This is a genomic window from Anaerobacillus sp. 1_MG-2023 (assembly GCF_030547345.1).
GTDB lineage: Bacteria > Bacillota > Bacilli > Bacillales > Guptibacillaceae > Guptibacillus > Guptibacillus hwajinpoensis_B.
In genome coordinates this window covers 58,414-67,838 of record NZ_JAUORD010000017.1, presented here as the reverse complement: position 1 = coordinate 67,838, position 9,425 = coordinate 58,414, and the positions used below count along the sequence as shown (strand labels likewise).

Annotated in this window: 11 protein-coding genes and 12 tRNA genes; 1 reads left to right on the top strand and 22 read right to left on the bottom strand. The window is 40.9% G+C overall.

The features are described 5' to 3' along the window. Positions 1 to 158: 158 nt before the first annotated feature. The 13 genes from Q4550_RS21085 to Q4550_RS21025 form a co-directional block, all read right to left on the bottom strand. A tRNA-Ile gene (locus Q4550_RS21085) sits at positions 159 to 235 on the bottom strand. An 8-nt stretch (positions 236 to 243) separates the two neighbouring features. Then, positions 244 to 317 (bottom strand) — tRNA-Gly (locus Q4550_RS21080). A gap of 8 nt (positions 318 to 325) precedes the next feature. Then, positions 326 to 402 (bottom strand) — tRNA-Pro (locus Q4550_RS21075). A 23-nt stretch (positions 403 to 425) separates the two neighbouring features. Beyond that, positions 426 to 502: transfer RNA gene (locus tag Q4550_RS21070), tRNA-Arg, on the bottom strand. Positions 503 to 512: 10 nt separating this feature from the next. Further along, positions 513 to 598: transfer RNA gene (locus tag Q4550_RS21065), tRNA-Leu, on the bottom strand. Positions 599 to 637: 39 nt separating this feature from the next. Beyond that, positions 638 to 722, bottom strand: a tRNA-Leu gene (locus tag Q4550_RS21060). A 6-nt stretch (positions 723 to 728) separates the two neighbouring features. Continuing rightward, positions 729 to 804 (bottom strand) — tRNA-Lys (locus Q4550_RS21055). Between the two features lie 4 nt (positions 805 to 808). After that, positions 809 to 883: transfer RNA gene (locus tag Q4550_RS21050), tRNA-Gln, on the bottom strand. A 35-nt stretch (positions 884 to 918) separates the two neighbouring features. Next, positions 919 to 994: transfer RNA gene (locus tag Q4550_RS21045), tRNA-Asp, on the bottom strand. Between the two features lie 53 nt (positions 995 to 1,047). Next, positions 1,048 to 1,122: transfer RNA gene (locus Q4550_RS21040), tRNA-Glu, on the bottom strand. A 7-nt stretch (positions 1,123 to 1,129) separates the two neighbouring features. Beyond that, positions 1,130 to 1,220: transfer RNA gene (locus Q4550_RS21035), tRNA-Ser, on the bottom strand. Positions 1,221 to 1,223: 3 nt separating this feature from the next. Continuing rightward, positions 1,224 to 1,298, bottom strand: a tRNA-Asn gene (locus tag Q4550_RS21030). Positions 1,299 to 1,475: 177 nt separating this feature from the next. Beyond that, positions 1,476 to 1,928 carry a SprT family protein gene (locus Q4550_RS21025; protein WP_303535805.1) on the bottom strand — a complete coding sequence of 151 codons (453 nt, stop codon included), beginning with the start codon at positions 1,926 to 1,928 and terminating at the stop codon, positions 1,476 to 1,478. A gap of 101 nt (positions 1,929 to 2,029) precedes the next feature. Between Q4550_RS21025 and cmpA the strand changes: the two genes are divergently transcribed. Continuing rightward, complete coding sequence (gene cmpA / locus Q4550_RS21020) at positions 2,030 to 2,143, top strand: cortex morphogenetic protein CmpA (RefSeq protein WP_303535803.1); 114 nt, start codon at positions 2,030 to 2,032, stop codon at positions 2,141 to 2,143. A gap of 9 nt (positions 2,144 to 2,152) precedes the next feature. Here the strand turns inward: cmpA and Q4550_RS21015 are convergent, their stop codons facing one another. The 9 genes from Q4550_RS21015 to Q4550_RS20975 form a co-directional block, all read right to left on the bottom strand. Next, complete coding sequence (locus tag Q4550_RS21015; protein ID WP_303535812.1) at positions 2,153 to 4,321, bottom strand: Tex family protein; 2,169 nt, start codon at positions 4,319 to 4,321, stop codon at positions 2,153 to 2,155. Positions 4,322 to 4,499: 178 nt separating this feature from the next. Then, a complete protein-coding gene (locus tag Q4550_RS21010; RefSeq protein ID WP_303535800.1) occupies positions 4,500 to 5,102 on the bottom strand; it encodes a PP2C family serine/threonine-protein phosphatase in 603 nt (200 codons plus the stop codon). Positions 5,103 to 5,104: 2 nt separating this feature from the next. Beyond that, the gene (gene sigB, locus Q4550_RS21005) at positions 5,105 to 5,896 is read right to left on the bottom strand and encodes an RNA polymerase sigma factor SigB (RefSeq protein ID WP_194222493.1); all 792 of its coding nucleotides are present in this window, start codon (positions 5,894 to 5,896) and stop codon (positions 5,105 to 5,107) included. Next, positions 5,865 to 6,320, bottom strand: a complete 456-nt coding sequence (rsbW, locus tag Q4550_RS21000) for an anti-sigma B factor RsbW (RefSeq protein WP_048313049.1) — start codon at positions 6,318 to 6,320, stop codon at positions 5,865 to 5,867. The genes sigB and rsbW overlap by 32 nt, the downstream gene beginning before the upstream one ends. A 23-nt stretch (positions 6,321 to 6,343) precedes the next feature. Then, positions 6,344 to 6,673 carry an STAS domain-containing protein gene (locus tag Q4550_RS20995; RefSeq protein WP_194222494.1) on the bottom strand — a complete coding sequence of 110 codons (330 nt, stop codon included), beginning with the start codon at positions 6,671 to 6,673 and terminating at the stop codon, positions 6,344 to 6,346. 74 nt (positions 6,674 to 6,747) lie between these two features. After that, a complete protein-coding gene (locus Q4550_RS20990) occupies positions 6,748 to 7,758 on the bottom strand; it encodes a PP2C family protein-serine/threonine phosphatase (protein ID WP_303535794.1) in 1,011 nt (336 codons plus the stop codon). A 15-nt stretch (positions 7,759 to 7,773) separates the two neighbouring features. Continuing rightward, positions 7,774 to 8,175: an anti-sigma regulatory factor gene (locus tag Q4550_RS20985; protein ID WP_194222496.1), complete on the bottom strand. Its 402-nt coding sequence runs from the start codon at positions 8,173 to 8,175 to the stop codon at positions 7,774 to 7,776. A 3-nt stretch (positions 8,176 to 8,178) separates the two neighbouring features. Then, positions 8,179 to 8,535: an STAS domain-containing protein gene (locus Q4550_RS20980; protein WP_194222497.1), complete on the bottom strand. Its 357-nt coding sequence runs from the start codon at positions 8,533 to 8,535 to the stop codon at positions 8,179 to 8,181. 12 nt (positions 8,536 to 8,547) lie between these two features. Further along, positions 8,548 to 9,369, bottom strand: a complete 822-nt coding sequence (locus Q4550_RS20975; RefSeq protein ID WP_303535791.1) for an STAS domain-containing protein — start codon at positions 9,367 to 9,369, stop codon at positions 8,548 to 8,550. Positions 9,370 to 9,425 lie beyond the last annotated feature (56 nt).

The window sequence follows — 9,425 nt, the reverse complement described above, 5'->3', positions numbered from 1 at the left end:
CTAGCTTTAAAACAATGTTTTGTTTCCGTAGAAACAACTACTTACATGGCGTTTCGTTCAGTTTTCAAAGATCAATTTATTTCTTTCGTTGTCGTTTTCAGCGACCAAACCATCATACCATGATGACTTGAACAGTGTCAACAACTTTTTTCAAAAGATGGTGGGCCTGAGTGGACTCGAACCACCGACCTCACGCTTATCAGGCGTGCGCTCTAACCAGCTGAGCTACAGGCCCATCTTTAATGGAGCGGGTGATGGGGATCGAACCCACGACATCAGCTTGGAAGGCTGAGGTTTTACCACTAAACTACACCCGCGATATTGATGGTCGGGAAGACAGGATTTGAACCTGCGACCCCTTGGTCCCAAACCAAGTGCTCTACCAAGCTGAGCTACTTCCCGACATTTTATTAAGTAAATAAATATGGTGCGCCCGAGAGAAGTCGAATCCCTAACCTTCTGATCCGTAGTCAGACGCTCTATCCAATTGAGCTACGGGCGCATATTATATTTGGTGCGGTTGAGAGGACTCGAACCTCCACGGGGTTTCCCCCACTAGCCCCTCAAGCTAGCGCGTCTGCCATTCCGCCACAACCGCACATCGTTACTTGATGAAAACTTAGCATTTTAAAAGAATTGGTGCGGGTGAAGGGACTTGAACCCCCACGTCGTAAGACACTAGATCCTAAGTCTAGCGCGTCTGCCAATTCCGCCACACCCGCAAAAAGTGGTGAGCCATGAAGGACTCGAACCTTCGACCCTCTGATTAAAAGTCAGATGCTCTACCAACTGAGCTAATGGCTCAACATGGCTGGGCTAGCTGGATTCGAACCAGCGCATGACGGAATCAAAATCCGTTGCCTTACCGCTTGGCTATAGCCCAACAATTTATATAATCAGATTCATTTTAGAAAATAATGGCGGTCTCGACGGGAATCGAACCCGCGATCTCCTGCGTGACAGGCAGGCATGTTAACCGCTACACCACGAGACCTCTATAACTGATTACATATCATGTTGTTGAAACATTTTATTTTAAAAATTTGTTGGTGACCCGTACGGGATTCGAACCCGTGTTACCGCCGTGAAAGGGCGGTGTCTTAACCGCTTGACCAACGGGCCATAAAAATGGCGGAGAAGGAGGGATTTGAACCCTCGCGCCGCTCACGCGACCTACACCCTTAGCAGGGGCGCCCCTTCAGCCACTTGGGTACTTCTCCGTTTGGCTCCACAGGTAGGATTCGAACCTACGACCGATCGGTTAACAGCCGATAGCTCTACCACTGAGCTACTGTGGAATAGTGTTTAATTTGTCGTCTCCGTTATCGGCGACATTTAATATAATAACTCATCCAGCAATCAAAGTCAACAGCTTTTTTGAAATTTCTTAAAGCATTATGTATTCGATTTGGACTTGCTCTCCGAAGAGACTTTATTAATTTACCACATACAATCTAGGTCGTCAATGATAACTTTCAATAAACTTGTTTTAACTTTCCTCTACACTTTCCGCACACATATCGTAAGGTGTCCATCCTTCTCTTCCTTCTATACTTAGCATGGCATTGTTGACACTCGTAAAGGTGCTTATATGATTCTACCCTTCTTTGCCCAGGTACTACCTGGCAGTAGCGTGACCCCCCCACTTTTTGAAGAAGTTGATTGAAATCCTGGTCCTGATGTTTATAACCTTTCTTCTGAATGTGTAGGTGATAATGACATAGTTCATGCTTTATAATCCCTTCAAGTTCTGTTATACCAAATTGATCATAGTGCTTTTTATTGAATTCAAGATTATGTGACCTTAACAAATAACGTCCGCCAGTAGTTCTTAAACGAGCATTAAATGTAGCTTGATGAAGAAAAGGTCTACCAAAATACCCCTCGGATATTGCTTCTACTAAACGCTGCAGTTCTTTCTCAGTCAACTCATTCATCCTTTCACTTTCCGAACATATACAAGCCGCTTTTCATAAACTAATTTACATCATCATTCACGCAGTGTCATCCATTAAAGGAGGAGATGGAGTTGCCTGTATGGTTTAAGAAACAACTGAAACAAGCTTACCTTGAGAAAGATCGCCGACAAATCAAACTTCTTAATCAATGTTGGTTTTTTTACAGAAGAAAACACCGCCCCTAAGGGCAGTGCTTATGATGGCTTTAGCATAGTAAGAGCGATTCTTTCCCTTTTCAAATCGACTTCATCAACCCATACAGTAACAACTTGCCCCACATGGACAACTTCCATAGGGTTTTTCACAAAGCGAGTCGTTAATTTCGAGATATGAACAAGCCCATCTTGTTTAACCCCTATATCAATAAAAGCACCAAAGTCTACTACGTTTCGTACTGTTCCTTCTAACTCCATACCCTGTTCAAGATCTTCCATTTTCAACACATCCGTTTTTAAAATAGGCTGCGAGAGTTCATCTCGGGGGTCACGCCCCGGCTTCTGCAGAGACGCCACAATATCTTGTAACGTGGGTTCCCCTATATTTAAAGCCTCCGCAGTTTCCTTCATCGGAATTGCAGACAATGATTGCACTAGTTTTTCAGTCCCAATATCCTGCGGCTTACAATCAATACGTTCTAAAAGTGCTTTTGTTACCTGATAACTTTCAGGGTGGATCTCTGTTTGATCAAGAGGTTGCTTCCCACCCATTATTCGAAGAAATCCAATACACTGCTCATATGTTTTAGCACCAAGCCTTGGCACTTTCTTTAACTGCACCCTACTTGTAAACTTTCCTTCTTCATCTCGTTTTTTAACGATATTCATCGCAACTGCTCGAGAAAGACCTGCTACATATTGAAGGAGAGAGACAGAAGCTGTATTCACATTAACGCCAACCTGGTTAACAGCGGTTTCCACGACAAAGGTTAATTGATCATTCAGCTTTTTCTGAGACACATCATGCTGATATTGTCCTACTCCTACTGATTTAGGATCAATTTTAACTAGCTCAGCAAGTGGGTCTTGAACTCTACGCGCAATGGAGACCGCCGAACGTTCCTCCACTTGAAGATCGGGAAACTCTTCTCTTGCAAGGTCTGATGCAGAGTAAACACTCGCTCCTGCTTCATTAACTATTAAATAGACCACTTTTACTTTCACTTCTTTTATCACATCTGCAATAAACTGTTCGGTTTCACGTGATGCCGTCCCGTTCCCTATAGCAATCATCTCGATATCGTAGTCTTTTATCATTTGTATCACTATAGCTTTCGCTTTCTCAACTTCTGAGCGTGGCGGTGTTGGATAGATAACAGATACATTAAGCATTTTACCGGTATCATCAACAACAGCTAGTTTACACCCAGTTCGAAAGGCAGGATCTACCCCAAGGACTCTCTTTCCTTTTAAAGGGGGTTGTAGTAAAAGATGTTTTAGGTTTTCTGAGAAAATATGAATGGCTTGGTCCTCAGCTCGCTCAGTTAATTCTTTACGTATTTCTCTTTCTACAGAAGGTTGAATAAGACGTTTGTAACTGTCAATAATGGCTTCCTCTAATAGAGTGACGCAACTTTGCTGCTGATTTTTTATTATTTTCCTATTTAAATAATCATGGATTGAATCAGTAGGCGGGGTGACTGATGTACGTAAAACTTTTTCCTTCTCACCTCTATTAATCGCTAGAACCCGATGTGGAACGATTTTTGAAATACCTTCCTGGTAGGAATAGTACATTTCAAATATCTTTTTAGGATCATCTTCTTCAGATTTCACAGCGGTTTGAAGAATACCATGTTGAAACGTTTTTGCACGAATCCACTTCCGTGCGTCCGCATCATCTGATATCCATTCAGCAATAATATCCCGCGCTCCTTGGATGGCCTCTTCCACTGTAGGAACTTCGTTTTCTTCTGATATGTATTCTACAGCCGCGTTGGAGGCTTCTCCAGTTCCATCATTTAGAATCCAAAGAGCAAGAGGCTCCAATCCCTTCTCTTTTGCAATTGTAGCCTTCGTTCGTTTCTTTTGTTTATAAGGTCGATATAGATCTTCTACTTCTTGAAGCTTAGTAGCCTTCTCTAGTTGCTTCTTTAATTCATCTGTTAGTTTGTCTTGCTCCTGTATGAGACGAATAACCTCTTCTTTTCGATTGGCGAGGTTTTGAAGATAAAGCCAAGCTTCCTGAATATCCCTCAATTGAACTTCATCAAGCCCACCTGTTAACTCCTTACGGTAACGCGCAATAAACGGAACCGTGTTGCCATCATTTAAAAGTGTAATTACTTCTCGTACACTTCGTTCAGCAAGCTGCAATTTCTGCGCTACCTTATGAAAATGTTCCGCTTGCTTTTGATCTGCTGTCATTTCCAAAATAATTCCTCCTCGGGAGTCATTCGATAATATTATTAGTTTACCGGATAAGTTGATTAGTTAAAAGCTCGCAAGCAAAATCACAAAAATACTAAAGACGGTTTCTTCTATTAAGTAGAAGAAACTTAAATCAAAATAAAAAAGCTCTCCCTGATTTATCTGGAAGAACTTTTTATACCGTTTTCCCTACAAGTAGAGTAATGTCATCATTTGTAGATGGAAGCGCGTCTGTTAAATGCTGAAAGGATTCCTTTACTGAATCAAATCGAGCAATCATTGAGTAGTTTTTAGAACTAATTTGAACACCGTCAGAATAAGTAACGAAAGAGGACCCTGAAGGATAATCAATTGATTGCACCTTCACCTTCTGAAGCTTTCCTGAAAGATACCCTGAATAAGAGATAGGACGAACAATCTTACCATCCGGTTGGTAAATTATTAAATTAATATTTCCTATACCACTATATTCGAGCTGTCTTGTCTTAAGATCAAGTTTAAAAATAGAAAGAACGCACCCGCGTTTCCCTCTCATCTCTTCATTTGCACGTTTCATCAGAGCTTCTACATCTTCATCCTGATATTCTTTTACTACATTGATAGCTGCTAGGGAAGAATCTTTAGCCATATCTCCACTGCCAAGCCCATCCGCTACAGCGCAAATGAAATAATCAGATGTTTCAGCTACATAATAGCTATCCCCGCACATCTGATTACCTGCCTTTGGTTTCTGATAAGCCGCAACAGTAAGCTTTTTAAAATCATGATGGTGAATCATGATTAAAAAGCCTCCGTTGGTTCAATGCGAATAGCCTGTCTTAATTTTTCGAGAGCTCTTCTCTGCAAGCGGGAAACATGCATTTGTGAAATACCAAGCTTCTCTCCAGTTTCTTTCTGGCTCATATTTTCAAAATACGTACAATTCAAGATTTCTTGTTCTCGCTCAGTGAGTACTGCAAAAGCCTTTTTAAGAAGCATTTGCTGATCAACAAGATCAAACCCTTGCTCTTGATCCCCAACTAGGTCAAGTAAGGTAACTGTACTTCCTTCTTGATCTGCTTCAATTGAACTATCAACCGAAAGAGCTTGATAACTTTTGCCCATTTCCATCGTCTCAAGAACTTCTTCCTCAGATACATTTAGGTACTCTGCAAGTTCATCGACCTTTGGAGAACGCTGAAGTTCATTAGTTAATTCTTCAACCGCTTTTTTAATACGGGGGCCAAGCTCTTTGATTCTTCTCGGAACGTGAACACTCCATGTTTTGTCCCGAATAAATCTTTTGATTTCACCGACAATCGTTGGAACTGCAAATGATTCAAAGCTTCTACCAAATTCAGGGTCGTAACGACGAAGAGCTGCAAGCAACCCAATCATCCCAACCTGTGAAAGGTCGTCATGAATGCTTTTCCCTTTCGAGAACTTACGGGCGAGTGACTGGACTAGATCCTGATACCGCTCAACAAGCTTTAGTTGAACAACTTCATCAGTCGGATCGTTTTGATATTGTTCAATCCACTCATATACCTCATTGTTATTATTATTGCGGGGATGATGAGATTGTGTCGGCATCTACTTCCACCCCATCTCTATGGAGGAACTTTGTCATCATGACTACTACTCCGTCCTCTCCACTGATTTCCACTTTGTCCATCAGTGATTCAATCAGAAAGAGCCCTAATCCTCCCTCACTGAGTTGTTCTACAGACTTGTCACTATCAACTGGTCCAAGCTTTTCGGAAACTTTTGTATAGTCAAAACTTTGACCGCGATCGAGCACCATCATCTCAAGACGGTCTTCATAAATGCCAAATCCAATTGTGATTTGACCCTTTTCATCTTCTTTATAAGCATGGTTCACTGCATTTGTACAAGCTTCTGAAAGAGCAATTTTGATATCCTCAATCTCATCATAAGAATACCCCATGCGATTTGCAATTCCTGAAACCGTTAATCTCGTAACGCCAACAAATTCTGCTTGTGCTGGGATTTTCATTTCAACGAAATCTGAAATATTGATCACTTCGATCCCCCCTTTACGTCTTCGATATCGATCACTTCGTCTAATCCAGTGATTTCAAAAAGACGTTGTACACGTGAAGTCATTCCAGTCAACTTAAGAGAGCTACCGTGCTCTTTAGATGACTTCAGTGCACCTACGAAGACACCAAGACCAGTACTGTCCATATAGTTTACGTCACCAAGATGAACAAGTGTCTCATGTCCTTCTTTTCCAGTTAACGGAAGCAAAGCTTCACGGAGCTGAGGTGCTGTATAAGCATCTATCTCACCAGCTATATGTAAATGATGTGTATTTTCATGATCTTCTTGTTTGATTTGCAAATTCATAACATTACCCCCTGTAGGTTGCTTCTAATTATTAGTTAAATCCATTAATTCCTTATTCCACTTTTTGAAAGAAGTTAAACCTCACGACGCAAAATAACAAGGGTGAAATCATCTCTGAGTTCAAACTCCTGTAAGCGCTCAAGCTCTCGATAAACCTCATCGACAATTTCTTGAGCAGAGAGGTGGATGTATTTACGAATTAACGCAACTATTTCATCACGTTCGATAAAACCATTAGTAGAGCGGCATTCAGTTACACCATCTGAAAGCATGATAACCATATCATTTCCATTAAGGACACGTTGGTATTCTTGATATGACGTTTTCTTTGAGACCCCTAGGACAAGTCCCTTTGTAAATAGCTCCTCGAACTCATCTTTTTCTGCGTCGTAAAAAAAGCCCGGTTCATGACCGGCACCAGCGTAATAAAATGAATGAACCCTAGGATCATATAATCCGTAAAACATTGTAATGAACATATTAGGGTCAACATTTTGCTCGACTACACGATTTAGATTTTCAAGAACAGCACCTGGCTGCATTCGCTGCTCTGGTGCGCTATCCATTGTGTATTTAATCATACTCATACATAAAGCAGCTGGGATTCCCTTACCAATAACATCAGCGATAGCTACACTAACGCAATTGTTCTCATCTTGAACAAAATGATAGTAATCCCCGCTCATTTTCTGGGCGGGTTTACTAATAGCACCAATATCAAGATCCTGAACTTCCGGCTTATCACCCGCAAGCAAGGTTTGCTGCATGTTTGCCGCGATCTCAATTTCGGATTCTAATTGTTGCTGACGACTGCGAAGACTCTGATGCTCTCTGTATGCAAACCCATACCCGATCATCATCTCAAGTAGAAAATCATACGAATTTTTAAGCGGCTCAGGTATATCCGGGAACAGTTCCTCAAGAACGCTCACATGGAGACTGACAGCTTCTTCAGGAGATATTTTTTGTTCGATCATCTTTCGACTAAACTGCTGTCCCTTATATAAGGTTTGCTCAGACTGCTCCTCTAAATAATTCTCTAATATTGCTTTATATTTTTGATATTGAAGATCTCGGTCGTCCATTATTGTCTATCCTCCTTAACGGAGCCATTTAATAGAAGTGATAACAGTTCCTTCATTTTCTTTCGAATCGATCGTAAACTCATCCATTAATCGTTTGACCCCAGGAAGACCAGCTCCAAGACCACCAGAGGTTGTAAAACCATCTTCCATTACTTTTCTAATATCTTTAATTCCTGGGCCAGAGTCAGATGCTTCGATTTTAAGTCCTAACTTCCCCCCATTTTCTACCCGTTCAATGGCTACTTCGCCACTCCCGGCATAGAGGTATATGTTACGAGCGAGTTCAGAAATAGCCGTCGTAATACGAGCTTGATCAACAGTACCGAAGCCTAGCTCTTTTGCAATATTCCTACCAGACTGTCTCGCTTTCACAATATCCCATTCATTTCGTACTTCCACACAGGATTGGATATTCATAACTTATCCCCCCAATTCCTGTTGTAATTTCTCTAACCCCTGTTCTAAATCTAATGCAGTCGGGACATTCTTCATCATGATGCCTAAATCAATTAGCGTAATAGCAACAGCAGGTTGAATTCCTGTCAGCACTACTTTTGCCCCCATTAAATTCGACATGCGCACTACATCACCTAAAACTTTGGCAATAAATGAATCAATCATATCGACAGAAGTTAAATCAATTACAACGCCCTTTGCTCCTGTTTCATGAATCTTCTCGAGCAAATCCTCCTGAAATTGAAGTGCTGTTTTGTCATCGAGATCTATCTGTATAGTAATTAGTAAATACTCATTTAATTTTAATATAGGAATCCGCATAGTCTTACCCCCTTACTCAATCTCAATCATTTGACGTTTTGTCATTTCTAATGCAGTTTTCATGCCTTTAAATAACGTACTTTTCGTTGGGAATTGTCCAAGGTCAATTCCCAGGTTAACGATTGTTTGAGCAATTTCTGGTCTAATCCCTACAAGAATGCACTGAGCACCAACAAGTCTCACTGCTTCTGCTGCTTGTATAATATGATGAGCGACCATCGTATCAACAACTGGAACCCCAGTGATTTCAATAAGAACAACTTGAGACCTGTGTTTAATAACACCAGTTAACAAGTTTTCCATTATAAGTTTCGCTCGCTCAGTATCAATTGTGCCTATAAGTGGCATGACGCTAATATTCTCAAATACCGGAATGAGAGGTGCTGATAATTCTTGAAGAGCAACTTTTTGAATAGATACAGTGTTCTCCCAATTTTTTGCGCTCTCATTAATTAATTGATTAACAATTGGATCGATCCAACGATCGATTTCATCGTACATGCTAAACACTTTATCATTAGATTGATTCGCATCAAGAAGAACACCTAGAATAATTCGACGGAAGTTTTGTAATCCCTGAGTGACATAACTCAGTCTCCACCCAATCTTCATCAACCGCTCTGCAAACTCTGTCATTCGATCTGTTGGTTTATGAACGTTTTGTTCAATATGCGTGTAAATAATTTCGAACAACTCTTTGTTCGTTTCTATATAAGCATTATCTGTTATTGATTGAAGCCGATGTTCATCACGTACTCTCTCCATCTCATCCATCCATCTAGTGTAAATACGTTCTCGGCTTTCGTTCAATAATTGTATAACTAACTTGTCCATCGTGCTCCTCCCTACGATCTTTCTTCATTCATTTATCTTCTCATTGCAAGAAATCA